Below are 26,233 nucleotides of genomic sequence, written 5' to 3'. Positions count from 1 at the left end.
CTACGTAATAGCACGAACGGGTTACTTTGCGGCAGTCGCAGGCTTGTTGTCCTTTACCACGAAGCGCAACACACCGATGACCTGGCCATCTTCGGTCAACACCCGAACTTGCCATTTACCCGCAGGGTTGCCGGGGAAATTCTGCTTGTGGGTCCAGGCCCGGTAACCTTCCTTGCGCCCGCCGTGGATATCCAGCGGGATGCGGTCGACCTCTTTGCCGTTGAACTGCCACACGTGGTAGATCCGCTCATCCAGACCGCGCGGGGCGTTGATCGCGGTGTAGGCATATAGCCCGTCACCACGGATCTGGTCAGCGCTGACTTCTTCCAGACTCTTGCCAGGTGTGCGGTCCTGCATTTGCGTGCTGATGGCCACGTCGGTCATCCACAGCGTCGCCGGCGGAACCCACGAACGCAGCACCCAGCCAACGCCACCGATACCCACGGTGATGCTCAAAATCGCCAGCGCATTGCGCACGGTACGAATCGGGAAGATCGATGCCAGGCTCGGGAACGACAGCACGACGGCGATGCCCAGGGCCAGTTTGAAGCTCTGAGCGGTGGTCAGGTGCAGGATGACGGGCAGGGCGGTCAGCAGTGCAGCAAACAGCGTCAGTGTGTGCAGCGCCAGGAACGCCCAGCGCCGGGGGGCCAGCCATTTGTAGTAGAGCGGGTCGATGATGGAAATCAGCGCGGCTATGCCCAGCAGACCGGTGAAGAACAGCTGGCCGCTGTTCCAGGTGGTGGTGATAAAAAAGAACGGCAGGACGAAGAACAGGCTTTCCTGGTGGATCATCTGCGTGGCGTAACGCAGCAGAGGCTGGGGTATTTCGCGTTTGAAGATCCTGGCGAACAGCTTGGTGAGGCTGTTTTCCAGCATCAGCCAGATCCAGCTGACCAGCATGATGGTGGTAATCCAGGTCGCCAGACCTTGCTGGCGATCCACCAGAATGAAGCTGCCGACCCCGGAAATGAAACCACCGAGCGCAATGACCCCTGGGTAGCGCTTCATCAATTCCAGGATGCGCTGGACGTATAGGGTCAGAGTAGGCATTCGGCGGTTCGCAATAGTCGTGGGAAAAATCCCCGACAGGGTAACCGCCGTGGGTCGGCGTGGCGAGGGGCTGCGGTCCGATCACAAAACCCGTGTAGCAGCTGCCGAAGGCTGCGTTCGGCTGCGGAGCAGTCGTAAACCATTCAACGCGGTCCATCAGATATATCTGACGTAACGGATTTGCGACTGCTTCGCAGCCGAACGCAGCCTTCGGCAGCTGCTACACGGTTCGTGGTGCCCTTCGATGCAAGCGCCAACCCAGCAGCATCAATACGATGAGCCCCAACACCCCGCCAATCGCCCACATCAACTGGTCATCACTCATCAGCGGTTTCTCGATGCGTAAATACCCCGGTTGCATGAGCAACTCACGCATGGCCTTGTTCACCTCCTCCAGCGTGACCCCTTGCAGTTCCTTGGCTGGGTTGGCGAAACGGCCGTCCTCGTAGTCCCCAAGGGCACTCCAGTAATAATCGGCCAACGCGCTGTTGCCTTGCACGGCCCAGGCCTGGCGGGCGATGGCGGCCTGCTTGAGGCGGTTGAAGGTGTTGGCATTGAGACCGTCCCTGAGCAACCCAGCCTTCAGATCATCCAGCACCTTTTCGGCCTTGGACACGTCATCGCGCTCAAGGTCTGCGTTCAGGCTCATGAAGCCCACACCGCCAAACACCTCGCGCTCGGCCGAAGGCCCGTAGGACAAGCTATGAGTCAGGCGCAGCTGGCGGTAGAGCGCCCAGTCCAGATAGTCCTTGAGCAAGTCGAAGGTTTCGTCGTGCTGGTCTTCCAGCACCGGCTCTGGCACCAGCCAATGCAACTTGGCACTGCCGCCGACAAAACCGTGACTCAGGGTCCGCTCATGTGCAGCACTGGCCTGGATGGCCGGCAGGGGCGGGTGATCAGTCGGGTCGACCGCTTCAAGCGCGCCATAAGTCCGTTCCAGATAGGCCGGCAGCAAGCGCTCAAGGTCGCCGACGACGATCAGGGTCATGTTGTTGGGCGCGTACCAGGCCTTTCGTACCGTCTCCACTTGTTCGCGGGTCAGGTGATCGACCTCAGGCCGCTCGGGGCATTTGAGGCCCAGTTCCACCGCCAGCTGATTACTCGCCGTGTGGCCAAGATCCTGGCGATCCAGCCAGCGTTGCAGGTGCGAGTAATGGCCGCCGTCTTCGCGCTCGACCACTTGTTTGGCGGCGTTGATGGCGTTGTCGTCGATTCGGGTCTGGGTCAGCAGCGCCAGCAGCAGGTCGAGGACCTTGCGCTGGTTTTTCGCCGGGGCTTCAATGACGAACGTCGTGTCGGCGTTGCTGGTGTAGGCGTTCCACTCGCCACCCAAGGCCTGCATGCGCTCTTCCAGCCCGCCTTCGCCCGTGGCGTCGATGCCGCTGAACAGCAAGTGCTCAAGCAGGTGCGGCAACTCCTTGTCAGCGCAACTGAAATCATCGATGCCGACGCCGACCACCAGACGAATCGCCACATGCCCACGCTCGGTGCCGGGTTTGAGCAGCAATTGCAGGCCGTTGGGCAGCGTATAGCCCTCGACCTGAAAGCGATCCAGGGCAAATGAAGGGAATGAGCCAAGCAACAGACAGGCGAACAACAAACAACGCATAACGAGTTTCCAGGCAACCAATCGGAGATCCGTGTCGTCAGCCAGAACGCCTTCGCGAGCAGACTCGCTCCCACAGGTGATCTGAGTCGGACACAATTTCCGAGTACACCGAAGATCCACTGTGGGAGCGAGCCTGCTCGCGAAGGCGGCCTTTATGCTGAATCAATGTTACTGACTGACCACTCCGCCAGACGTTCAAGGTGAATGCGTGATGTCAGCGAATTCGTCGACCGCCAGGGCGCCGGTGTCGGAAGTTTCCAGCACCACATAGGCGCTGCTGCAAAACAGCGAATTCAGACGCTTCATGTCGGCAATCAACTCCAGGTGCAACGAGCTGGTCTCAATACTCTGCACGATCTTACGTTGCAATCGGCTGACGTGAGCATGGGCCAGGCGGCGTTCCTGTGCGCGAAAGCGACGTTTCTCACGCAATAACTGGCGGGCAGTTTCCTTATCGGCACTGAGGAACACCGACAACCCCAAGCGCAGGTTGGATATCAACTGACTGTGCAGCCCCGCCAACTCTTCCAGGCCTACCTCGGAAAAGGACCGGCGCTGCGAGGTTTTCTGCTGCTGAACCTTGCGCAGCATGCGTTCGATGAGGTCGCTGGCGAGTTTAAGGTTGATCGCCAGCTCGATGGTTTCCGCCCAACGCCGGCTGTCCTGCTCGCTGAGGTCTTCGCGGGGCATTTGCGCCAGATACAGTTTGATCGCACCGTAGAGCGATTCCACATCATCGGTCAGGCGCCGCATTTCCTGGGTAACGGCGGTTTGCTTGCCGTTCAGCACGTCGAGCATGGCCTCGAGCATGTTGTCGATCAGGTCGCCGATGCGCAGGGTTTCCCGGGCGGCATTCGCGAGCGCCAGGCTGGGCGTGACCAGCGCTGTTGGATCAAGATGCCGCGGTTTGGCGGTGCCGTTGACTTGCGGGCGCTCCGGCAGCACCCACGCACAGAACCTGGCCATCGGCCCGACACTAGGCAGCAAGATCAGGCAGCGCGCAGTGTTGTAGAGCAGGTGAAAGCCGATGACCATTTCCTGAGGGCTGAAGTCCAGACTGTCGATCCAGTGCACCAACGGGTCGAGTACCGGGATGATCAGCAACAGCCCGATCAGCTTGTACAGCAGGCTGCCCAACGCCACCTGGCGGCCGGCCGCGTTCTGCATGCTGGTGCTGAGGAAGGCGAGGATGCCGCTGCCGATGTTGGCGCCGATCACCAGGCCGATGGCCACGGGCAGGCTGATCACTGCGGCACCGGCCAGGGTCGCGGTCAGCAGGACGGCGGCCAGGCTGGAGTAGGAAACCATTGCGAACAACGCGCCGACCAGGGCATCCAGCAAGATGTCGCCGGTCAGCGAGGCGAAAATCACCTTCACGCCTTGGGCTTGGGTAATCGGCGCGGCAGACTCGACGATCAGTTGCAGCGCCAGGATGATCAGCCCCAGGCCGAGGCTGACCCGGCCCATCTGTCCGACCCGGGTCTGTTTGCGCGACAGGAAGAAAATCACCCCAAGAAAGATCAGCAGCGGTGACAACCATGACAGGTCGAAGGTCAGCACCCGCGCCATCAGCGCGGTACCGACATCGGCCCCGAGCATCGTCGCCAGGGCCGGGGTCAGCGCCATCAGGCCCTGACCGACAAAGGAGGTGACGAGCATGGCGGTGGCGTTGCTGCTCTGGACCATCGCTGTCACGACGATCCCCGAGATGAACGCCAGCAAGCGCTTGGACATGTTCCGGCCAATCACGTGGCGCAAGTTTGAACCGTAGACCCGCAGGATGCCGGTTCGGACGATGTGCGTGCCCCAAATCAACAAGGCCACGGCAGATAACAAATTGAGCAGGGTGAGCATGCAGGCCCCCTGTGGTGGTAGCGCCCCAAAGGGGCAAGTTGACGGTGCCGCGCGTTCTTCTACGTTCTGTACTTAAGCTGTAGTTGGCTAACGGTCTGCGCGCCAGCATCGCACAGCTAAAGAAGCGATTGAAACAAAACTGTCATGAAAACAGGTTGATGCCGAGGTGAGAAAGGGGCCCATAGATCTCAGCCCCTCAGTTGAAAGGTTACGCGACCATAACCTGTGGCGAGGGAGCTTGCTCCCGCTGGGCTGCGCAGCAGCCCTAAAATCGGGGGGAGAACTCAATCGCTGAAATGATCCCTGCTCAGCCCTATGTCGATCAGATACCTGGCTGTTTCGGCGTCTCGCTCATCACAGCGGGCGTAGCATTTGATGTGCAGTAACAGACTGTATTTGTTGGGAATCAGAAGAATTACTCCATCAGCCTGATCAAACAGCTTGGCTTGTAACTGTCGTTTCTCTTCATCACTCGATACTTTTATCCAGTCGTTACCTTCAGCCAACTCAGGTGTCCAACCGGTCTTTTTGAACATGGATTGCAGCTCGCCCAACAGTTTTGCTGTTTGGGCGAAAGGTAGCGTCTCCACCATCGGAGACGTAGTGATGCCATCCACTTTTCCCTTGTTGTAACCCACAGCCCCGTAGATGGTTTGGGGCAAGGTAAAGCCATGTTCAGGATCATCAAACGTAATGACGACCGGACTGCTTATCCAGGTGGAGTCAACTTCGGGAGGTTCGCTTGGGTAAACCGCGGTTTGGCGCTCGACGGGGAAAGCAGAGTCTTTGACGACCTCGGCATATGCTTTGCCGACATGGGCATAGAGCGTGGCGGAACTGGACATGAAATACGCTATAGCACCCGCCAATAAGACAACTGACCCAGTCGCGATAATCAGCGCTCGACGTGAAAACTTCATCACTTGATCCCGCCTCCATTGGCAATGTCCGTAATCGATTGCTTCAACTGAGCACGAGTTGCGGGATTTTTAAGCAAATTGTCAAATTGACTGGCTGCACGTAATACGAACTCCATCCGCTGATCTTTGTCCGCAAGATTAGCCACAGGGTTCTTGGAAAATGAAACCTGCCTGCTATCAGGTGCTTTACATTGACTAGCCAGCGTTAATTGAATTTCTTCTGCCGCGCCGGACATCAACCCTGTTACCACAGACACATAGTTACCTGCGTGCGTGCTACGCATCAGCGCTGCGAAGTGGGTGTCCTCGTACATGGCTGGTTGCAAGATATTCAATTGTTCATGACGCGCCATCTGCCTTACGCTCTCGGCAATGTCGCCGCCATCAATGGCTTCAAAGGTCCGATATATCTCGCCTGCATCAACACCAAACTCCACCTTCCCTGCAATCGGCCACATCACATCTTTCAGAATGCCGCGACGGCTCTTCAAGCATTTCTCCATTTCCTTATAGCCCCGCACCATAAAAAATCGATGCAGCGGATAAACATCCAGAAACAGTGAGGTGTTACCGAGGGCAAGCATTTCATACACGTAGTCCAACTGCTGCGGAACAGCGGAACGGGAGCTGTCGCCGAAGGTAATATCATCAGTAGGAAGAGGATTGGCCGCTTTGGCGTTCGCTAACTCTTTCTCGATTTCTGGATCAGTCTTGCTGAGCTTGAATCCGAGCCCTTCGAAAATGGTTTCCGACTTACCCGTCCGCAGTTTCTCTTGCGCCGCCTTTTGCGCCGCAATAGCGGTTTGCAATTTGGTGGCATGAATCAACCCACACCCCACTTGCTTGGAAGCAAACGCCGCCAACCCCGCCCACTGAAACCGGTTATCCGCCAGCCACAACTGCGCATACGCGGCGTTGATCTTGCGGTTGCGAGCTTGCGGGTCGGCAATCAGTACGCCGCCCGGTGCGACCCATTCTTCGACTTCTTTCTGAAACCTGCGCCAGAGGCAGTTACAGGTCAGCAACGGCACTTCGACACGGGTTTTCGGGTTGGGACCGCCCTTGGTGGTTTCGCGTTTGCAGGCGGGCAGTTCGCAGGTGCTATCCCAGAGTTTTTTCATGTCCAGATCGTCTGGAGCGATGCATTGTCCGGTCATTTCATTCTTCCTTGAGGCTCAGACGGTCCAGCGGACTACGGCGAGGTCGGGCTGTAAGGTGGCGACGCTTTGGGTCATGCCCAGGGCGTTGGTCTGGCCTTTGACGATGCGGCCTTCGGCGGTTTCTATTTCGTAGTCTTGTGCGGCGATCGGTTCGCCATTGCCGGCGCTGACGGCTTTGAATTCGACCAAGGGTTGGCCGATGATCGGCAAGGGCGGAATGAATGGCTCGGGGGTGTGACTGCTGCCGATGATGACGTTGCCAGAGCCGCCGATCACCACGCCGCCGTGACTAGCGGTGCTGTCGAGGGTGATAGCGTTCAGGCCGTTGATGAACACCGTTGAAGAGAATCCACCGCTGAGGGCCTGGCCGCAGGTGCATTTGTCGCTGACCCGAGCGGCGGCGAGACCGTTGAAAAAGACATCGGGAAACCGCTGGCAATCGGGTTAGTGCCGTGGCCGGGAAGGGGACAGGTGGTCGGATCCGTGAGACGTGCGGCCGGTTTTCCAGACATATGCATTCCTTGTCATTGTCGTTTGAGGCGAGCGGGGGACGCTAAACACCAGAACTCTGTGCGTCAACCTTTGGAAAGAGCTGTCGGCTAATTCTTCAACTGCGTTGATGTGATTCACGCGCTCTACGACACATGTTTAATGACACCCAGAGTTACTTCTCGGAGGCTACAACGCCTTGCGCCGTTGCCTACGGTTACGCCAGAATCCGCCGGCTTGTGCGCCTAGAGGCCTGTCGATAACGTGGTTCCCGTCGCTGACCATCAGTGATCGGGTTTAGTAGCCCGGCCAGTCATCTCGGTTGTACAAGCGTCATCCAGTCAGGTATCCGCCTGCGCTTGATGGTGGCTGTGCATAGGGCGCCCTCGGGCGCGCCGGGTGTTTTAGGTGACTTTGCCGGTCTACTAACCTGTGCACAGCTGCCACCCTTTCGTATTAGTAGCGAACGGGTTGCGGCCATACTGGAGAAAGTCCCTATGTTCAAAGTCACACCCAACCCTCCGCGCAAACCCAGCACCATCTTCCTCATCGACCCCAAGGTCGATAATGAAACCCTGCTCGCTCACGCCTGCGAATCGTTAGCGTCGGCCAGCGTCATGGCCAGTGATTTTGCCGGCTTTCTGGAAGGTTCTCAGCGCAACACCCTGCTGGGGATTCAGCAGATCATCATGTTGGGGGAGTTGGCGGTGAATCGGGTGCTGGATAACCTCGATCCGCCAGGGTAATCACTCAGCTCTGAAGTCAGAGGGCTTGTCCCAAATACCTGTTGATTGAGCAAAAAAATGTGGGAGCAAGCTTGCTCGCGATAGCGGCCTCTCAGTCAACATCAATGTTGAATGTGATGGCCTCATCGCGAGCAAGCTCGCTCCCACAGGTTTTGTGTACTAACTGAAAGACATCAGGGTTACTGACCCGGAATGTCCTTGCGCAGCTTCACTGGATCCTGCTGCTTGCGCTTTTTCGCCATCGCGGTGCGCATCTTGATGTTGATCGCTTCCACCGCCAGCGAGAACGCCATGGCGAAGTAGACGTAGCCTTTTGGCACGTGAACGTCGAGGGATTCAGCAATCAGCACAGTACCGACGATCAACAGGAACGACAGCGCCAGCATCTTCAGCGACGGGTGCTTGTCGATGAACTCGCTGATGGTGCCGGAAGCCCACATCATCACCAGCACGGCAACGACGATCGCCGCGACCATGACCGGTACGTGGGACACCATGCCCACAGCGGTGATAACCGAGTCCAGCGAGAACACGATGTCGATGATCGCGATCTGAATGATGGTGTAGAGGAAGTTGCCGCCCTTGCCGCCAGGCTGCTCATTGGTTTCGTCTTCACCTTCCAGCGCGTGATACATCTCTTGCGAACTCTTCCACAGCAGGAACAGACCACCGAAGAACAGGATCAGGTCACGCCCGGAAATACCCTGGCCGAACACTTCGAACAAGTCGGCGGTAAGGCGCATAACCCAAGTGATCGACAGCAGCAACAGAATCCGCGTAACCATGGCCAGTGCCAGGCCGAAAATCCGGGTGCGCTGTTGCATGTGCTTGGGCATGCGGCTGACCAGGATCGAAATCATGATGATGTTATCGATACCCAGGACGATTTCCAGGGCGGTCAGGGTGAAGAAGGCAACCCAGATTTCAGGGTTGGTCAGCCATTCCATGTGTATTCCTTTGTGGATGTGTTAAACCACGAAGGGCCCGGGCTTCAAACAACAAAGCCTGGACCCGTCATGGTGAGTCTTGGGCTTATAGAGTGCTGAACAGCGGAAAAATCCCCATCAGCAAGGCGGCGATCAGTATGCACATGCAAACCAGCACTGCCCACTTCAGGGTAAAACGCTGGTGATCACCGAAGTCGATACCGGCCAGGGCCACCAACAGGTAGGTCGATGGTACCAGCGGGCTCAACAGGTGGACGGGCTGACCGACGATCGAGGCACGTGCCATTTCAACCGCGGTTATACCGTAATGGCTGGCGGCTTCCGCAAGTACCGGTAACACGCCGTAATAAAATGCATCGTTCGACATGAAGAACGTGAACGGCATGCTCACCAGTGCAGTGATCACCGCCAGGTACGGGCCGAGGAAGTCCGGGATGACCGCCAACAGGCTTTTCGACATCGCATCGACCATGCCGGTGCCCGACAGGATACCGGTGAAGATACCGGCCGCGAAGATCAAACCGACCACCGCCAGCACGCTACCGGCGTGGGCCGCGACGCGGTCCTTCTGCTGTTGCAGGCACGGATAGTTGACGATCATCGCGATGCTGAACGCCACCATGAACAGCACAGGCATCGGCAACAGACCGGCAACCAGGGTGCACATCAGGGCCAGGGTCAGGGCGCCGTTGAACCAGATCAAATTCGGACGACGGGCATCCGGGAATTGCGAAACGGTGATTTCACTGTGGTCTATTTCATCGCCCACCAGGTGCAGCTCACCCAGGCGCGCACGCTCACGCTTGCCATAGAAGTAGGCAATCAAGAGGATTGCCACAACGCCGAAAGCCATCGCCGGAATCATCGGTACGAAGATGTCGGACGGGTCCACATGCAGCGCACTGGCCGCACGAGCGGTCGGGCCGCCCCATGGCGTCATGTTCATCACGCCACCGGCGAGGATGATCAGGCCGGCCATGATCCGCGGGCTCATGCCGATGCGGGCGTAGAGCGGCAGCATGGCGGCCACGCAGATCATATAAGTGGTCGCGCCGTCACCATCGAGGGAGACGACGAGCGCCAGTACGGCGGTGCCGACCGAAACTTTCAACGGGTCGCCCTTGACCAGTTTGAGGATCTTGCGCACGGCCGGGTCGAACAGGCCGGAGTCAATCATCAGGGCGAAGTACAGAATGGCGAACATCAGCATCACACCGGTCGGTGCGAGCTTGGTGATGCCTTCGAGCATCATCGGGCCGATCTTCGGCGCAAAACCACCGAACAGCGCGAACAGAATCGGGATGATGATCAGAGCGATCAGCGCGGAAAGGCGCTTGGTCATGATCAGGAACATGAACGTGATGACCATGGCAAAGCCAAGGAAAGTCAGCATGGGAATACTCCAGGCATAGCGCGGCTAGGGAATGGGCGAACCGGGTGGGTCAGCGCAGAACGGGAAGCACGAGGCGTATGGGCGGAGTGACAGCGAAGTGGCGGGTAGCAGAGGACATCAGGATCACCATTGTTGTTGTTAAATGGGCTGTGCGAGCGATAAAACACTGGCATTGGCCGACCGGTCTGTTGCCGGTAGTGGGGGCGATCCTAATCGGGGAAGCTTTCACCCAGCTTTCGCGGATGAAAGCATTGACCAGATGTGCAACCGGTCGTCGGGCGGGGTCAAAGTCCCTGAAAGCAGGGCAGGAGGACAAAACATGGTCGAAATTCATACAGGCGGCTGCCACTGCGGACATCTGCGCTATCAATTCAGTGGGCCTTTGCACGACATCGCCCACTGTCATTGTTCGATTTGCCGACGGGTCAGCGGCGGGATCGTGACCACCTGGATCACCCTGCCCGCGTCAGCCTTTGAATGGGTGAAGGGGATACCCGCGCAGTACGACTCTTCAACAACCTGCGTGCGGTATTTTTGCGGCAACTGTGGGGCGCAGCTGGCGCTGTCAACGCACCTGAGCCCGGACAGCATCGACGTGACCATCGCCACCCTCGATCATCCCGAGCAGGCACCCGCCCAACGGCATATCTGGACGGACAACCGTCTGCCCTGGCTGCATCTGGATGAACATTTGCCCGGCGAAGCTGAGGAACAGTTGTAAACTGATCAAAAAATAGACAGATCCAGTGGCCGAATCGCGCCCATCCAGATGGCGTGCTCGGTGTGGTCGAGCAGATCGTCGCCGGTGTCCGGGTGCAGGAACACCACCAAACCCTTGCGGTTGAGCGCAAGCCAGGGCAGCACGTCGCCGATGTATTGCGGCTCGAAAGCCAACTGGCAGCTCCAATCCGGGTGCGGGCCCACCGGGCGTTCATGGACGCGACCCATTTTCACTGGAAACAGTTGCGCCGCCTGCTCACACAAGGCTCGCGCCTGAGGAAGGGTGCTGGCGTCGAAATAAACATGGGCGTGGTAGCCCTTGATCCGCTGCATTTGAAAGCCTCTGAACCGAGTCGAACCGGCGTTGTTCCCACAGGTCACACGCCATATAGGTAGGAAGAACGGAGCACGGCCATGAAAAATGCCGAAACCCCGGTGGTGAAAGTGGTGCTTTATGGTGCCATGAGTAGCCTGGGCAGTGCGCTGATGGCTGAAATGCTGCGGCGCCAACATGAAGTGATCGCGATTCTCGATGATTTGACGGCGCTCGCGCCGCGCCCGGGATTGCGGACCAAGACCGGTGATTTGTTCGACGCCAAGCGAGTCAAGCAGAGCGTCGCCGGGTGTTCGGCGGTGATCTGTCTCCTGGATGCACCCGGATTGCCGATGAACAGCGAGCACGTGGAAAAATCCATCGTGCCCGGCCCGGTCGAGCAAGTGCTGGCGGTGGATGCTCTGATCGATGGCATGCAGGCCTCAGGGATTGCCCGGCTGTTTCTGGTCGGAGATTTCGAGGTACTGGACGATCCGGAGATCGAAGATCGACTGCAACGCCACGCCGCCGAAGAAATCCGCGAGGCCCTGCAAAGCAGCACCTTGCACTGGACGCTGGTGAATGCGCCGCGCGGTGTGGCCGGGCTGACCATCGAGCATTTCAGCCACGTCAGCAGCAGCCTGGAGCCGGGTCTCGCCGAACCGCTTGAACGGTTGAGCCGGGTGGCCGTGGGGATTGCCGATGAGTTGCGGTTGAACCTGCATGTCGGTGAGCATGTGAATTTCGTTGCGACTTCAGAGCCGTAAAGATCGCAGCCTGCGGCAGCTCCTACAGGGCTCCGCGTATCGGCATCGATCTTTGCCATGCGCGGCCCACTGTAGGAGCTGCCGCAGGCTGCGAACTTTTCGCTTCTAAACGGCAATCGACGGCAACGGCAGGCCATTCAACGATTGCGCACTGCTGGCCTGCTCGGCCATCAGCCAGTCCACAAACTGTTGAATCAGCGCACCACGCCTTTTTCGCTGGGGCAGGACCACGTAATAGCCGAGCCTGGAAATGACAGTTTCCGCAATCGGTCGACACAACAAACCTTGCGCCAGCAAGTTATCCACAAGGTGCCGCCACCCGATGGCCACGCCCTGGCCGCCAATTGCCGCCTGGATCAGCAACGTGTAATTGTCGAAGCGCAATTGCCCAGGCGCAGGTGCCGAAGCGATCCCCAACTCCCGAAATACGCCGCTCCAGTCGAACCAGTTGCTACTGTTTTCGCCTCGAAGGTGCAGCAGCGGGAACTCGAGCAATGACTGGGATGGCAAGGGCAGGGGACGATCCTTCAACAGCAGCGGGCTGCACACCGGAAAGACTTCTTCGTTGAACAGCCAATGGCTTTCGCCCTGCTTGAATCGGCCATCACCAAACAACACCGCCACATCAATATCGGTGCGCAGCATGTTGAGGCTGCGTTCGCTGGTGACCAGGCTGACATCCACCTGAGGATTGGCGGCATGGAAGCGGTGCAGGCGCGGCATCAGCCAATACGCGGCGAAGGCGAAATCGGTGGCGACCTGCAACACTTCATGTTGGTGCTGTGCACTGATCGCGCTCAATCCTGCATCGATATTCTGCAATCCGAGCTGAACCTGCTCAAACAGGATCGTTCCGGCCTCGGTCAATTCGATGCCACGATAGATCCGGTCGAACAGCCGCGTCCCGAGTTGTTCTTCCAACCGCTTGATCTGCTGGCTGATGGCCGGTTGCGTGGTGCCGAGCTCTACCGCGGCAGCCGTGAAACTGCGCTGACGGGCCGCCGCTTCAAAGGCGCGAAGCAAATCCAGAGACAAATCACCAAGGGCGTCATACATAAGCTGTGCTTATCCTAGTCATTGCCGCGCATGGGCTTTACCACAAGTTGCATGGGCTACATGCTCGATCGCAGCACTCTCGCATAAATATTCACTATGGAATGCCGCGATCACATGAAGCGCAAGAATATTCTTTTCATCATGGCCGATCAGATGGCCGCGCCAATGTTGCCGTTCTACGGCCCTTCGCCCATCAAACTGCCTAATCTCAGCCGCCTCGCCGCCCAAGGCGTGGTGTTCGACGCCGCCTATTGCAACAGCCCACTGTGCGCGCCGTCGCGTTTTACCCTGGTCAGCGGTCAGTTACCGAGCAAGATCGGCGCCTACGACAACGCGGCCGATTTCCCCGCCGATGTACCGACTTATGCCCACTACTTGCGTCGACTCGGCTACCGCACCGCACTGTCGGGCAAGATGCATTTCTGTGGCCCGGATCAGCTACACGGCTATGAAGAACGCCTGACCAGCGACATCTACCCGGCCGATTACGGCTGGTCTGTGAACTGGGACGAGCCAGACGTGCGTCCAACCTGGTTTCACAACATGTCTTCGGTGCTGCAAGCCGGGCCGTGCGTACGCACCAATCAACTGGATTTCGACGAAGAAGTGGTGTTCAAGGCCCAACAGTATTTGTTCGATCACATTCGTGAGGATGGCGATCAGCCGTTCTGCCTGACCGTTTCGATGACTCACCCACACGACCCGTACACCATTCCCAAGGCCTTCTGGGACATGTACGACGACGCCGATATCCCATTGCCCGAAACCCCGGCGCAGACCGAACTTGATCCGCACTCCCAACGTTTGCTCAAAGTTTACGACCTGTGGGACAAACCGCTGCCTGTGGATAAGATTCGCGATGCGCGCCGGGCGTACTTCGGTGCGTGCAGCTATATCGACAGCAACGTCGGCAAACTCCTGCAAACACTCGAAGAAACCGGCCTGATCGACGACACCATCATTGTGTTCTCCGGCGACCACGGCGACATGCTCGGCGAGCGTGGTCTCTGGTACAAAATGCACTGGTACGAAATGGCCGCCCGCGTGCCGCTGTTGATCAGTGCGCCGGGGCAATTCGGCGCTGGCCGGGTCAGCGCGGCGGTCTCCACTGCCGATCTGTTGCCGACCTTCGTGGAACTGGCCGGCGGGTCGCTGGAGCCTGGGTTGCCGCTGGATGGCCGCTCACTGGTTTCGCACCTGCAAGGGCAGGGCGGTCATGACGAGGTCTTCGGCGAATACATGGCTGAAGGCACCATCAGCCCGTTGATGATGATTCGTCGCGGCGCCTACAAATTCATCTACAGCGAAGACGACCCTTGCCTACTCTTCGACGTACACAACGACCCGCGTGAACAGGAAGAGCTCAGCCAATCGCCGCAACATCGGCCGCTTTTCGATGAATTTCTCGCCGAAGCCCGTGCCAAATGGGATATCCCGGCGATCCACCAACAAGTGCTCGCCAGCCAACGGCGCCGACGTTTTGTCGCCGATGCGTTAACCATCGGCAAACTGAAGAGCTGGGATCACCAGCCGCTGGTGGACGCCAGTCAGCAGTACATGCGCAACCACATCGACCTCGACGATCTGGAGCGTAAAGCACGTTATCCACAACCCTGCCAAAACCAATAATGTTAAGGGGAATGCCATGCGTACGTTATCCACAGCAATGACGGTCGGGCTTTTGGCTCTGGGCAGTGCATCGGCCTATGCCGATCAGAGTTGCGAGACGGTGAAAATGGCCGACCCTGGCTGGAGCGACATCGCCGCGACCAACGCCATCACCGGGTTTCTGCTGGACGGCATGGGCTACAAGGCCAAGGTCGACACGCTCGCAGTGCCGATCACCTTTGGCGGCTTGAAAGACGGTCAGGTCGACGTGTTTCTCGGTAACTGGATGCCGGCACAACAGGGTTTCTACGACAAGTTCGTGGCCACCGGCGATGTCACGCAACTGGCGAAGAACCTCGACGGCACCGAATTCACGCTCGCGGTCCCGGATTACGTCTGGGACGCGGGTGTGCATGACTTTTCCGACCTGAACAAATACGCCGACAAGTTCGACAAGAAGATCTACGGCATCGGCTCCGGCGCTCCCGCCAACATCTCCTTGCAGGAAATCATCAAGAAGAACGACTTTGACATGGGCCAGTGGAAACTGGTCGAGTCCAGTGAGCAGGCGATGCTGGCGGAAGTGTCTCGCGCGGTGAAAAAACAGAAGTTCGTGACCTTCCTCGGCTGGACCCCGCACCCGATGAACGTGCAACTGAAAATGCACTATCTGAAGGGCGGCGAGAAGTACTTCGGCGACACCGGCAGCGTCCACACCCTGACCCGCAAAGGTTATGCACAGGCCTGCCCGAATGTCGGCAAACTGCTCACCAACCTGAGTTTCACCCAGGAAATGGAGAACAGCATCATGGCCGAGGTGGTGAACAAGAAGGTCAGCAATGCTGATGCGGCCAAGGCATGGATCAAGGCTAATCCGGCGGTGCTGGATAAGTGGCTGGACGGGGTGAAGACCGTGGATGGGAAAGATGCGTTGGGGGCGGTGAAAGCCAAGCTCTAGCACCCCATGTGGGAGCGGGCTTGCTCGCGAATGCGGTGGGTCAGTCGATATCAATGTTGAATGACCCACCGCATTCGCGAGCAAGCCCGCTCCCACAGTGTCTCGTCCTGCTACCCTTGCGCAAAATCCCACCCGAGAGGACCCATGGCCTTTCCAAGCCGCCATTCGCTCTTCCCTTTCCTCAGCTGGTTGCCTCGGCAAACCCGCGCCAGCGTCGGTCGCGATCTGATCGTCGGCCTCAGCGGCGCGATTCTCGCGTTGCCGCAATCCATTGCCTACGCGCTGATCGCCGGTCTCCCACCTGAATACGGTCTATATGCTGCGATTATCCCGGTGCTGATCGCCTGTCTCTGGGGTTCTTCGTGGCACTTGATCTGCGGTCCTACGGCGGCGATTTCTATTGTCTTGTACGCCAGCGTCAGTCCCCTGGCCGTTCCGGCGTCAGAGGACTACGTCACCCTGATCCTTTTGCTGACGCTGCTTGCCGGCATTTTCCAGTGGCTGCTCGGTTTGCTGCGCTTCGGCGCCTTGGTGAATTTCGTCTCGCACTCGGTAGTGCTGGGTTTCACCCTCGGCGCGGCGGTGGTGATTGCCATCGGCCAACTGCCGAATCTGTTGGGGCTGGAATTGCCCAACCAAGCGACGGCGCTGAACAGCTTGATGATGCTGTTGAGTCATCTCGGCGCTGTGGATAAACCGTCGCTAATGCTGGGCCTGGCGACGGTCGTCGTGGGCGTGATCCTCAAATTGCTCCTGCCGCGCTGGCCGACGCTGTTGATCACCTTGGCGCTGAGCGGATTGCTGGTCTGGCTCTGGCCATCGATGTTTGGTCATGTGAAGTTGGTCAGCGCGTTTGTCGGGCGGCTGCCGCCCTTCAGCCCGCTGCCGCTGGATCTTGATCTGATTCTGCGCTTGCTACCCAGCGCGGTGGCGGTGGGCATGCTCGGGCTGGTCACCAGTCTGTCGATTGCCCGATCCTTGTCGGCCCGCTCCCAGCAGTTGCTCGACGCCAACCAAGAGGTCCGCGCCCAGGGATTATCGAACATGGTCGGTGCGTTTTTTTCCGGATCGCTGTCAGCCGGTTCCTTCACCCGCTCCGGCCTGAGCTACGAAGCCGGTGCCTGCTCGCCAATGGCCGGCGTTTTTTCGGCGGTGTGGGTGGCGCTGTTCGCCATCTTCGGCGCGAATTTGATCGCGCACATTCCGATCCCGGCCATGGCCGGCAGCATTCTGTTGATCGCGTGGGGGCTGGTGGATCATCGCGGTATTCGCGCGTTGTTGCGGGTCAGCCGCGCCGAGTTTCTGGTCATGGCGCTGACCTGTGTCGCCACACTGCTGCTGGAATTGCAGACCGCGATCTACGCCGGGGTGCTGGCTTCGCTGTTCTTCTACCTCAAACGCACCTCGCAACCGCGAGTCCAGCATTGGCGGGATGGGGATGAAGACATCCTGCGAGTTGGCGGCTCAATCTTTTTCGGCGCCAGCCATTACCTGCAAGTACGCCTGCAACGAATGCACGGCGCGCGCGTGGTGATCGAGGCGCAGCAAATCAACTTCATCGACTATTCAGGCGTGGAGATGTTGCACCAGGAAGCGCGACGGCTACTGCGCCAGGATCGCAGCCTGACCCTGCGGCGCGCGCGGCCGCAGGTGGTGGAAGAATTGAGGAAGCTGGAAGGCGCGGAGAAATGCCCGATCCGTTTCGAAGACTAAAAAGATCGCAGCCTGCGGCAGCTCCTACAGAGTGAACGCCTATCCCATGTAGGAGCTGCCGCAGGCTGCGATCTTTTGACTTTAAAGGGCCAACTGGCGGCGAAGTTCGGCGAGCACCGGCGCCGTATCCGGCCGCACGCCGCGCCACAGGAAGAAGGCTTCTGCCGCTTGTTCGGCGAGCATCCCCAAACCATCCATCGACACCGCCGCGCCATGTTCACTGGCCCAACGGCAGAATGAAGTCGGCTCCTTGCCGTACATCATGTCGTAGCACACCGTTTTGCCCGGCTCGATCAAACTGCTGGCAATCGGCGGTACATCCCCTGACAGACTGGCGGACGTCGCGTTGATGATCAGGTCCACCGACTCCTTCAACCAATCAAAACCACTGGCCGACACCGGCCCCAGGTCCGCGAACAATTCCGCCAACAGTTCGGCTTTTTCCACCGTGCGGTTGGCGATGATCACCGAGGCGGGTTGCTCGGCCAGCAACGGCTCCAGTGCACCGCGCACCGCACCGCCAGCACCGAGCAGCAGGATGCGTTTGCCCTTGAGGCTGAAACCGGCGTTGACCGTCAGGTCTCGCACCAGTCCGGCGCCATCGGTGTTGTCGCCCAGCAGGCTGCCATCGGCCAGTTTGCTCAGGGTGTTCACCGCACCGGCGCGTTGCGCTCGCGCCGTCAGACTGTTCGCCAGACGATAAGCCTCTTCCTTGAACGGCACCGTCACATTCGCCCCACGACCTTCGAGGAAAAACGTCCGGGCGCACGTGGGAAAATCGTCGAGGGGCGCCAGCAATGTGCTGTAGTCCAGTTTTTGAGCCGTCTGCTCGGCGAACAGACGGTGGATCAGCGGCGACTTACTGTGGCCAATCGGGTTACCGAAAACGACATAACGGTCCATCAGGATTCCTCGTTCAGGCCTTGGCCAACCAATCGCGGTCTTGCAGGAAGTACTCGGTCAGCCGTGCTTCTTCGCTGCCCGGCTCGGCTTTCCAGTCGTAGCTCCAGCGTACTTGCGGCGGCAGAGACATCAGGATCGACTCGGTACGCCCGCCCGATTGCAGACCGAACAGCGTGCCGCGGTCGTAGACCAGGTTGAATTCAACGTAGCGCCCACGGCGGAACTCCTGGAATTCACGCTGTTTGGCGGTAAACGCATCATTTTTGCGGCGCTGCACGATCGGCAGGTAGGCGTCGATGAACGCGTCACCGATGGCGCGCATGAAGGCGAAGCTAGTGTCGAAGTCCCACTCGTTCAAGTCATCGAAGAACAGGCCACCGATGCCGCGCGGCTCGTGTCGATGCTTGATGTGGAAGTAGCTGTCACACCAGGCCTTGTAGCGCGAGTAGACGTCCGGGCCAAACGGCGCGCAGGCCTGCTCGGCAACGCGGTGCCAGTGCACGCAGTCTTCTTCATTGCCGTAATAAGGGGTCAGGTCGAAGCCACCGCCGAACCACCAGACTGGTTCTTCGCCATCTTTTTCAGCGATGAAAAAGCGCACGTTGGCGTGGGACGTCGGCACGTGCGGGTTGTGCGGGTGAATGACCAAAGAGACGCCAAGGGCTTCGAAGCCACGGCCGGCCAGTTCTGGTCGATGGGCGCTGGCGGACGGTGGGAGACCGCTGCCGAAGACGTGGGAAAAGTTGACGCCGCCCTTTTCGATGACAGCACCGTTTTCGATCACCCGGGTGCGACCGCCACCACCGGCAGGCCGGGTCCAGGCGTCTTCGACGAACTGCGTGCCGCCGTCTTCAGCTTCGAGGGCCGCGCAAATGCGGTCTTGCAGGTCGAGCAGGTAGGCTTTTACGGCCTCGGTGCGGGTCGTCATGTCATCACCTTGAATCGGGCAAAGCTACGCGGCGCTTAATGGCCGGCGGCAAATTGCTGCGTAGGATAACACTGCACCTTGCCCCGTCGCAGTTGACGAAGATCAAGCATAGGAGTCCGATAGGGAGCTTCGCGCTACAACTCTAGTAGCTAAGACCTAAGGAGAGTTCTGATGGCTAAGCGTATCCAGTTCCGCGCCCACGGCGGCCCCGAAGTGCTCGAGTATGTTGACTACCAACCCGCCGAGCCCGGTCCGCAGCAGGTTCGCGTGACCAACAAGGCCATCGGCCTGAACTTCATCGATACCTATTACCGCAGCGGTCTCTATGCACCGCCAGCCCTGCCATCGGGCCTGGGCTCGGAAGGCGCGGGCGTGGTCGAGGGGGTGGGAAGTGAAGTCACCCGGTTCAAGGTCGGTGATCGCGTGGCGTATGGCAGCGGTCCATTGGGCGCCTACAGCGACGTTCACGTGTTGCCGGAGGCCAATCTGGTGCATCTGCCGGACGCGATCAGCTTCGAACAGGCCGCCGGCGTAATGCTCAAGGGCCTGACCGTGCAGTACCTGTTGCGTCAGACGTATGAACTCAAGGGTGGCGAAACCATCCTGTTCCACGCTGCCGCGGGTGGCGTCGGTTCCCTGGCCTGCCAGTGGGCCAAGGCCTTGGGTGTGAAGTTGATCGGCACGGTCAGCTCACCGGAGAAAGCCGCACTGGCAAAGGCCAACGGCGCTTGGGCGACCATCGATTACAGTCATGAAAACGTCGCACAGCGCGTACTGGAATTGACCGACGGCAAAAAGGTCCCGGTGGTGTACGACGGCGTGGGCAAGGACACTTGGCTGACTTCGCTTGATAGCGCGGCGCCTCGCGGTCTGGTGGTGAGCTTCGGCAATGCGTCGGGTGCGGTAGACGGGGTGAACCTGGGAATTCTGTCGGCGAAGGGTTCGTTGTACGTGACCCGGCCTACCCTCGCGACTTACGCCAACAATGCTGCAAACCTGCAGTGTATGGCGGATGAGCTGTTTGAGATGATCATCAGTGGCAAGTTGAAGGTGGACATCAGCCAGAAGTATCCATTGGCTGAAGCGGCGAAGGCGCAGACCGAGTTGTCGGCACGGCGTACGACGGGTTCGACTGTTTTGTTGCCTTGACGGACGCCATCGCGAGCAAGCTCGCTCCCACAGTGGATCGTTGTCGAACACAAATTCTGTGTTCACTGAAGATCTCCTGTGGGAGCGAGCTTGCTCGCGATGAACGATGACGCGGTCTTAATCCGGGCGCACGACATGCCCGGTTGCCAGGTCTCGGATCACGCTCGGGTTCTTGCGCCCACCCAGATTCCCGCCCAACACCAAATCCAACTGCCCACGGAAATACTGCTCCACGCGAATCCGTGTGCGCGCCGCCGGCCGGCCCTGTGGATTGGCCGAGGTCGACACCAGCGGCCCGACCAACGCACACAAATCCCGCACCAGCGGATGATCGCTGACCCGCAGCGCCACCGTTTCATGCACGCCGGTAATCCACTGGGGCAACATATTCTGATGCGGCACCAGCCAGGTGTTCGGTCCCGGCCAGGTGCTGGCCATGCGGTCCATCCACAGCTCCGGGAAGTCTTCGAAGAGGAAGTCGAACTGCCGGATGTTGTCGGCGACCAGAATCAGCCCCTTACCCACAGACCGGCCCTTGAGCATCAACAGACGCTCAACCGCCTCTTCGTCCCATGGGTCGCAACCCAGCCCCCAGACCGCTTCGGTTGGATAGGCAATCACCGCACCTGCGCGAATGGCTTGCGCGGCTTGTTGCACACGCCAACTGTTAACCATGAAAAACTCTCCGGAATAAGGCTCTGCGCAGTTTACCGATCTTCCTTATAAAACCTAGCTCACCCGCGCAAACCAGCGCCCGCTTTCGCAGACCGCCCGACCATCCATTTCCAGTTCCGTCAGTGCCGCCAGCACTTTCGGCAAGGCCCAGCCGCTGGTGACGGACAACGCTTCACTGGTATGCGGCGCCGCATGCAGCAGCATAAGCAACGGATGTGTCACCGCTGGTGTCGCTGTGGGTAACGGCAACTGCTGCCAGCCACGCAAGGCTTCGAGGATATGCTCGATGGTTTCTACCAGCACCGCGCCGTCGCGGATCAGTTGATGACAACCCTTTGCACCCGGGTGATGGATCGACCCTGGAATCGCATACACCTCGCGCCCTTGTTCCGCCGCGAGCCTTGCGGTGATCAACGAACCGCTGGCGACACTCGCCTCGACCACCAGCACGCCCAGGGATAAACCGCTGATGATTCGATTGCGCCGGGGGAAGTTGCTGGCGGTCGGTCCGGCGTCCAGCGGGAACTCCGAAAGCACTGCGCTGCCCGAGGCGATCATCGCGTCTGCCAGCCTTCGATTGCGCTGTGGATAAAACTTTTCAAGTCCCGTGCCAAGTACACCGACCGTTCGCCCGCCCACATCCAAAGCGGCTTGATGCGCGGCGGCATCAATACCCAGTGCCAGACCGCTGGTAATGACAAAACCGGCGCCGGCCAAACTGCGGGAAAAGGCGGCGGCGGTGTCCATGCCCGGCCGCGAAGCGCGACGGCTGCCGACCATCGCCAGCTGCGGTTTTTCCAGAATGCCAGGATTGCCCGCCACGAATAACAATGGCGGCGCATCACTGATTTCCGCCAGCAGTGCCGGGTAGTCAGATTGGTCCCACATCAGTAAATGCTGGCCCGGACGCTCTAACCAGGCCAATGCATGGCTCGCGCCATCACGGATTTCACTGGAGCGCCTGGCCTCCGCGCAAGCGAGTGGCAAACCCAGTGAACGCCAGGCACTGGCCGGCGCGCTGATAGCCTTGGACGCCGAGCCGAAGGCCTCAAGCAATTTCTTGAAACGCGCAGGACCGAGTTCCGGCAGGCGATGCAAACGTAAACGAGCTTCCAGTTCCGCAGGGGAAACCGGTGCAAAAGCAGACAGCGACATGGATCATCCTTGATCGTTATGAGCCCCGTTCAAACGGGAATAAGCTGTGGATAACTCTGTTGGTAACTTGTAGAGCCTGTTAAGGATTTCGCACCTTGTCCAGCACCGCCAGGGAGCGTGATGCGTTGAGCACCAGCCCGTAGCTGAGCTTGTCATAGGTGCGGAAAACCATCAGCAGACCGGCGCGTTCATCCGGGATTTTCAGTGGCTGACCGGTGATCCGGTCACGCACGGTCTCGCCGGTTTTCATCACCACCAACACGTTGCCTTCGGCCAAGCCATCGCGATGGCCCTTGTTCAGCGTGACCACATCCAGCGCGCCAATTTGGGTAACCCCGCGCGGCACGTCGATAATCAACCCGTTGATCTCGGTTTTTGGCGCACTGGGCATGAAGGTCGAGTTGATCGATCGCTCTTCACCGCTGAACAAGCGGTCGCCGAGGCGGACTTCCTGAGTGGTGCGTTGCAGTGCCAGGGTGGCGACGTCGCCTTCGGTGGCCACAATCTCGCCACCGCCGATGTCGTCGGCATTGATCCCCAAAAATTCTTTACTGACAGGATCGGTGTAGACCTTGCCCTGACGGAAGATGCCGTAAACCGGCTGAGCCGGATCGAAGTGGCCGCGAGCGAAGATTCGATCACCGGTGCCACTGAGCACGCGTTCGGCATCGCCGGCGACGATATAAGGCGCCTTGTCGAAGTCCTCGACCGTGTCGACGATGCGGTTGCTCAGCAGAAAGCTGTTGATCGACTGCAGCGGAATGCTTGGGATCGCATCGGCAACCGGGCTGCTGCGGATGCGTGGCGAAAGCTTGATGGTGCCCCGGGAAGCGCCGCGATTGAGGGTCAGACGTGGTTGCCCGTTGACGTAGACCAGCGACAGCGAGTCGCCGGGGTAAATCAGATTGGGGTTTTCGATCTGTGGATTGGCTTGCCAGAGTTCCGGCCATTTCCACGGTTCACGAAGGAATTTCCCCGAGATGTCCCAGAGTGTGTCACCCGATACCACAGTGTATTGCTGTGGAAAACCTTCCTTGAGTTGCACTTGCCCGTGCGCCAAACCGGCCGAGGCCAGAAGGAGCAAGGCGAGTAGTGATTTCCTCATGCGGTGAATCCCTTTATTATGTGCATTCGCGTAGAACGCCAGAGCCCTCGTGGCTCGCTCCCGACTCTTTACCAAAAAGAGAAGGAAGCTACGTTTTACAACGGTAGCCTGCATCTTCGGACCCGCCAGGCCATCGACCCGACATTACCTCAAACGTGCAGCAATTAAGCTTATGGCCATTTTAGACATCCTCGAATTCCCCGATTCGCGCCTGCGCACTATCGCCAAACCTGTGGCCGTAGTGGACGACGAAGTGCGTCAGTTGGTCGATGACATGTTTGAAACAATGTATGAAGCGCCAGGCATCGGCCTCGCCGCGACCCAGGTCAACGTGCACAAACGTATCGTCGTGATGGACCTCTCCGAAGACCGCAGCGAACCACGGGTGTTCATCAACCCCGAGTTCGAAACCCTGACCGACGAGATGGAGCAATATCAGGAAGGCTGCCTCTCGGTGCCGGGCTTCTACGAAAACGTCGATCGCCCACAGAAGGTCAAAATCAAGGCCCTGGACCGCGACGGCCAGCCTTACGAACTGATCGCCGAAGGCCTGCTCGCGGTGTGCATCCAGCATGAATGCGACCACCTGAATGGCAAATTGTTCGTCGACTACCTGTCCAATCTCAAACGCGACCGAATCAAGAAGAAACTGGAAAAGCTCCATCGCCAGAACGCTTGATGCCCTCCTTTCAAAGGCTTGCTGCGGCAAGCCTTTTTCTTTTGCGAGACCTTTTGAATGACTGAGCCACTGCGCATCGTCTTTGCCGGCACCCCGGAATTCGCCGCCGAACACCTAAAGGCCCTGCTCGACAGCCCTTACGAGATCGTCGCGGTCTACACCCAACCGGACCGTCCGGCGGGCCGTGGGCAAAAGTTGATGCCAAGCCCGGTCAAGCAGTTGGCTCTCGAGAACAACATCCCGGTGCTGCAACCGCCAACCCTGCGCAACGAAGACGCTCAGGCTGAACTGGCCGCGCTCAAACCTGACTTGCTGGTGGTGGTCGCCTACGGCCTGATCCTGCCGCAAGTGGTGCTGGATATTCCACGCCTGGGCTGCATCAACAGCCACGCCTCCTTGCTGCCACGCTGGCGCGGTGCGGCGCCGATCCAGCGCGCCGTCGAAGCGGGCGACAGCGAAAGCGGTGTGACCGTGATGCGTATGGAACTGGGCCTCGACACCGGGCCGATGCTGCTGAAAGTCACCACGCCGATCACCCCCGAAGACACGGGCGGCAGCCTCCACGACCGTCTGGCTGAAATGGGTCCCCCAGCGGTGATTCAGGCGATTGCCGGCCTCGCTGCCGGCACGCTGGATGGCGAAGTGCAGGACGACAGCCTCGCCACTTATGCTCACAAATTGAACAAGGATGAAGCACGCGTCGACTGGACCCGTCCGGCGGTTGAGCTGGAACGTCTGGTTCGCGCCTTCAATCCATGGCCGATCTGCCACAGCACGCTGAATGGCGAAGCATTGAAGGTGCTGGCTGCGAGCCTCGCCGAAGGGCAGGGCGCTCCCGGTGAAATCCTCAGCGCCAGCAAGGAGGGTTTGATCGTCGCCTGCGGTGAGCAAGCCCTGTGTCTGACTCGTCTGCAATTGCCCGGCGGCAAGGCGCTAAACTTCAGCGACTTGTTCAACAGCCGTCGTGAGAAATTCGCCGTCGGCACCGTCCTCGGTCAAGCGGCGGACGTTCAATGAATCCACGTCTGGCCGCCGCCAAGGCACTTGCTGCTGTTCTTAACGGAAAAGCCTCACTCAACAGTTCTCTGCCAACACAAATGGACAAGGTTGAAGACCGCGACCGCGGCTTCACCCAAGACCTGGCGTTCGGCACCGCTCGCTGGCAGCCACGTTTGTCGGCGCTGGCGGCCAAGTTGCTGCAGAAGCCATTCAAGGCAGCCGACGCCGATGTCGAAGCGCTGTTGCTGGTTGGGCTCTACCAGTTGCTCTACACCCGGGTTCCGGCCCATGCCGCCATCGGCGAAACCGTGGGTTGCGCCGACAAGCTGAAAAAGCCCTGGGCCAAGGCCTTGCTCAACGCCGTGTTGCGCCGCGCCCAGCGTGAAAGCGAAGCGCTGCTGGCCGAGCTGGAACACGATCCTGTGGTGCGCACCGCCCACCCGCGCTGGCTGCAAAAATCCCTGAAGGCTTTCTGGCCCGAGCAGTGGGAAGCCATTTGTGCGGCGAACAACGCGCATCCGCCGATGATCTTGCGGGTCAACCGTCGTCATCACAGTCGCGATGCTTATCTCGGGTTGCTGACCGACGCCGGCATCGCCGCCACGCCGTGTGTTTACAGTCAGGACGGCATCATTCTCGACGCCGCTGCCGACGTGCGCAGCTTGCCGGGTTTCGCAGAAGGCTGGATCAGCGTGCAGGACGAAGCCGCGCAACTGGCCGCCGATCTGCTCGACCTGGCTCCGGGCCAACGGGTGCTGGACGCCTGCTGTGCCCCGGGCGGCAAGACCTGCCACATCCTTGAAGCCGAGCCGGCACTCGCCGGCGTGGTCGCGGTGGACCTGGAAGCCAAGCGTCTGGTGCGAGTGCGGGAAAACCTCGCACGCCTGGGCCTGAGCGCCGAACTGATCGCCGCCGACGGCCGCGACACCGCCACCTGGTGGGACGGCAAGCCGTTCCAGCGCATTCTGCTGGACGCGCCGTGCTCGGCCACCGGCGTGATTCGTCGTCACCCGGACATCAAGCTGACTCGCCAACCCGACGACATCGCCGCACTCGCGGTTCTCCAGGGCGAACTGCTCGATGCCATGTGGATAACTTTGGAGGTCGGCGGCATCCTGCTTTACGCCACCTGCTCCACGCTGCCGACCGAGAACACCGAAGTCATCGAAGCCTTCCTCGCTCGCACGCCGGGTGCCCGTGAACTGGACCTCGCGACTCAAGCCGGTATCAAGCAACCTCACGGCCGCCAATTGCTGGCTCAGGAAGGCGGCCACGACGGGTTCTACTACGCCAAGCTGATCAAGATCGCCGCCGCGCGCGGTTAATGGGTTTTA

General features: G+C 59.4%; 24 protein-coding genes and 1 pseudogene. 10 read left to right on the top strand and 15 right to left on the bottom strand.

What is annotated here, in order from left to right:
• Window positions 1-21: 21 nt before the first annotated feature.
• The 6 genes and pseudogenes from ACMXYH_RS01105 to ACMXYH_RS01080 form a co-directional block, all read right to left on the bottom strand.
• Window positions 22-1,053 (bottom strand): DUF5924 family protein, encoded by a 1,032-nt coding sequence (locus tag ACMXYH_RS01105; RefSeq protein WP_415766039.1) that lies wholly within the window; start codon window positions 1,051-1,053, stop codon window positions 22-24.
• A gap of 220 nt (window positions 1,054-1,273) precedes the next feature.
• Window positions 1,274-2,662 carry a M16 family metallopeptidase gene (locus ACMXYH_RS01100; RefSeq protein ID WP_134421130.1) on the bottom strand — a complete coding sequence of 463 codons (1,389 nt, stop codon included), beginning with the start codon at window positions 2,660-2,662 and terminating at the stop codon, window positions 1,274-1,276.
• Window positions 2,663-2,857: 195 nt separating this feature from the next.
• Window positions 2,858-4,516, bottom strand: coding sequence for a Na/Pi cotransporter family protein (locus tag ACMXYH_RS01095; RefSeq protein WP_415766038.1), 1,659 nt, complete (start codon window positions 4,514-4,516; stop codon window positions 2,858-2,860).
• Between the two features lie 284 nt (window positions 4,517-4,800).
• The gene (locus tag ACMXYH_RS01090) at window positions 4,801-5,436 is read right to left on the bottom strand and encodes a hypothetical protein (RefSeq protein WP_415766037.1); all 636 of its coding nucleotides are present in this window, start codon (window positions 5,434-5,436) and stop codon (window positions 4,801-4,803) included.
• A complete protein-coding gene (locus ACMXYH_RS01085; RefSeq protein ID WP_415766036.1) occupies window positions 5,436-6,593 on the bottom strand; it encodes a DUF2515 family protein in 1,158 nt (385 codons plus the stop codon). The genes ACMXYH_RS01090 and ACMXYH_RS01085 overlap by 1 nt, the downstream gene beginning before the upstream one ends.
• 18 nt (window positions 6,594-6,611) lie before the next feature.
• A pseudogene (locus tag ACMXYH_RS01080) lies at window positions 6,612-7,108 on the bottom strand (PAAR domain-containing protein).
• 474 nt (window positions 7,109-7,582) lie between these two features.
• Here ACMXYH_RS01080 and ACMXYH_RS01075 point away from each other — a divergent pair.
• Complete coding sequence (locus ACMXYH_RS01075; RefSeq protein WP_129439700.1) at window positions 7,583-7,831, top strand: DUF6124 family protein; 249 nt, start codon at window positions 7,583-7,585, stop codon at window positions 7,829-7,831.
• Window positions 7,832-8,010: 179 nt separating this feature from the next.
• Here ACMXYH_RS01075 and ACMXYH_RS01070 read toward each other — a convergent pair whose 3' ends face one another.
• Together ACMXYH_RS01070 and ACMXYH_RS01065 are read right to left on the bottom strand one after the other, a co-directional pair.
• The gene (locus ACMXYH_RS01070; RefSeq protein ID WP_415766035.1) at window positions 8,011-8,778 is read right to left on the bottom strand and encodes a TerC family protein; all 768 of its coding nucleotides are present in this window, start codon (window positions 8,776-8,778) and stop codon (window positions 8,011-8,013) included.
• 85 nt (window positions 8,779-8,863) lie between these two features.
• Window positions 8,864-10,171, bottom strand: coding sequence for a CitMHS family transporter (locus ACMXYH_RS01065; protein WP_415766034.1), 1,308 nt, complete (start codon window positions 10,169-10,171; stop codon window positions 8,864-8,866).
• 319 nt (window positions 10,172-10,490) lie between these two features.
• On the opposite strand from ACMXYH_RS01065, the gene ACMXYH_RS01060 reads away from it, so the two are divergent.
• Complete coding sequence (locus ACMXYH_RS01060) at window positions 10,491-10,892, top strand: GFA family protein (protein WP_129439706.1); 402 nt, start codon at window positions 10,491-10,493, stop codon at window positions 10,890-10,892.
• A gap of 5 nt (window positions 10,893-10,897) precedes the next feature.
• Here the strand turns inward: ACMXYH_RS01060 and ACMXYH_RS01055 are convergent, their stop codons facing one another.
• On the bottom strand, window positions 10,898-11,224 hold the full coding sequence (locus ACMXYH_RS01055) for a DOPA 4,5-dioxygenase family protein (protein ID WP_095126792.1): 327 nt from the start codon (window positions 11,222-11,224) through the stop codon (window positions 10,898-10,900).
• An 81-nt stretch (window positions 11,225-11,305) separates the two neighbouring features.
• Between ACMXYH_RS01055 and ACMXYH_RS01050 the strand changes: the two genes are divergently transcribed.
• The gene (locus ACMXYH_RS01050) at window positions 11,306-11,971 is read left to right on the top strand and encodes an NAD(P)-dependent oxidoreductase (RefSeq protein WP_415766033.1); all 666 of its coding nucleotides are present in this window, start codon (window positions 11,306-11,308) and stop codon (window positions 11,969-11,971) included.
• A 105-nt stretch (window positions 11,972-12,076) separates the two neighbouring features.
• Here ACMXYH_RS01050 and ACMXYH_RS01045 read toward each other — a convergent pair whose 3' ends face one another.
• Window positions 12,077-13,027 (bottom strand): choline sulfate utilization transcriptional regulator, encoded by a 951-nt coding sequence (locus tag ACMXYH_RS01045; protein ID WP_415766032.1) that lies wholly within the window; start codon window positions 13,025-13,027, stop codon window positions 12,077-12,079.
• 114 nt (window positions 13,028-13,141) lie between these two features.
• On the opposite strand from ACMXYH_RS01045, the gene betC reads away from it, so the two are divergent.
• The 3 genes from betC to ACMXYH_RS01030 all read left to right on the top strand — a co-directional run bounded on the left by betC (window position 13,142) and on the right by ACMXYH_RS01030 (window position 17,306).
• Window positions 13,142-14,656, top strand: coding sequence for a choline-sulfatase (gene betC / locus ACMXYH_RS01040; protein WP_415766030.1), 1,515 nt, complete (start codon window positions 13,142-13,144; stop codon window positions 14,654-14,656).
• Between the two features lie 16 nt (window positions 14,657-14,672).
• Window positions 14,673-15,593, top strand: coding sequence for a choline ABC transporter substrate-binding protein (gene choX, locus ACMXYH_RS01035; RefSeq protein ID WP_415766028.1), 921 nt, complete (start codon window positions 14,673-14,675; stop codon window positions 15,591-15,593).
• Between the two features lie 144 nt (window positions 15,594-15,737).
• Window positions 15,738-17,306: a SulP family inorganic anion transporter gene (locus ACMXYH_RS01030; RefSeq protein ID WP_415766026.1), complete on the top strand. Its 1,569-nt coding sequence runs from the start codon at window positions 15,738-15,740 to the stop codon at window positions 17,304-17,306.
• Window positions 17,307-17,387: 81 nt separating this feature from the next.
• On the opposite strand, the gene aroE is transcribed toward ACMXYH_RS01030, so the two are convergent.
• Window positions 17,388-18,209 (bottom strand): shikimate dehydrogenase, encoded by an 822-nt coding sequence (gene aroE / locus ACMXYH_RS01025; RefSeq protein WP_415766024.1) that lies wholly within the window; start codon window positions 18,207-18,209, stop codon window positions 17,388-17,390.
• Window positions 18,210-18,222: 13 nt separating this feature from the next.
• Window positions 18,223-19,137: an oxygen-dependent coproporphyrinogen oxidase gene (hemF, locus tag ACMXYH_RS01020; RefSeq protein ID WP_415766023.1), complete on the bottom strand. Its 915-nt coding sequence runs from the start codon at window positions 19,135-19,137 to the stop codon at window positions 18,223-18,225.
• 171 nt (window positions 19,138-19,308) lie between these two features.
• Between hemF and ACMXYH_RS01015 the strand changes: the two genes are divergently transcribed.
• Window positions 19,309-20,286 carry an NADPH:quinone reductase gene (locus ACMXYH_RS01015; protein WP_415766022.1) on the top strand — a complete coding sequence of 326 codons (978 nt, stop codon included), beginning with the start codon at window positions 19,309-19,311 and terminating at the stop codon, window positions 20,284-20,286.
• 117 nt (window positions 20,287-20,403) lie between these two features.
• On the opposite strand, the gene ACMXYH_RS01010 is transcribed toward ACMXYH_RS01015, so the two are convergent.
• From ACMXYH_RS01010 to ACMXYH_RS01000, 3 genes are all read right to left on the bottom strand, one after another.
• Entirely contained in the window at window positions 20,404-20,961 is a 558-nt protein-coding gene (locus ACMXYH_RS01010; RefSeq protein ID WP_129439724.1) for an L-threonylcarbamoyladenylate synthase, read from the bottom strand.
• Between the two features lie 54 nt (window positions 20,962-21,015).
• Window positions 21,016-22,116 (bottom strand): DNA-processing protein DprA, encoded by a 1,101-nt coding sequence (dprA, locus tag ACMXYH_RS01005; RefSeq protein WP_415766020.1) that lies wholly within the window; start codon window positions 22,114-22,116, stop codon window positions 21,016-21,018.
• 79 nt (window positions 22,117-22,195) lie between these two features.
• A complete protein-coding gene (locus ACMXYH_RS01000) occupies window positions 22,196-23,221 on the bottom strand; it encodes a LysM peptidoglycan-binding domain-containing protein (protein ID WP_129439727.1) in 1,026 nt (341 codons plus the stop codon).
• Between the two features lie 172 nt (window positions 23,222-23,393).
• Here ACMXYH_RS01000 and def point away from each other — a divergent pair, with 172 nt between their 5' ends.
• The 3 genes from def to rsmB are packed head-to-tail and all read left to right on the top strand — an operon-like array spanning window position 23,394 to window position 26,224.
• Window positions 23,394-23,900, top strand: coding sequence for a peptide deformylase (gene def / locus ACMXYH_RS00995; RefSeq protein WP_046056612.1), 507 nt, complete (start codon window positions 23,394-23,396; stop codon window positions 23,898-23,900).
• Window positions 23,901-23,957: 57 nt separating this feature from the next.
• Complete coding sequence (gene fmt, locus ACMXYH_RS00990; protein ID WP_415766019.1) at window positions 23,958-24,917, top strand: methionyl-tRNA formyltransferase; 960 nt, start codon at window positions 23,958-23,960, stop codon at window positions 24,915-24,917.
• Window positions 24,914-26,224 carry a 16S rRNA (cytosine(967)-C(5))-methyltransferase RsmB gene (gene rsmB, locus ACMXYH_RS00985; RefSeq protein ID WP_134421100.1) on the top strand — a complete coding sequence of 437 codons (1,311 nt, stop codon included), beginning with the start codon at window positions 24,914-24,916 and terminating at the stop codon, window positions 26,222-26,224. The genes fmt and rsmB overlap by 4 nt, the downstream gene beginning before the upstream one ends.
• The last annotated feature ends 9 nt before the right edge of the window (window positions 26,225-26,233 follow it).

It is taken from the genome of Pseudomonas frigoris (assembly GCF_047758635.1).
In the GTDB taxonomy this organism is placed as follows: Bacteria; Pseudomonadota; Gammaproteobacteria; order Pseudomonadales; family Pseudomonadaceae; genus Aquipseudomonas; species Aquipseudomonas frigoris.
This window is presented reverse-complemented; position numbering and strand designations above follow the sequence as displayed.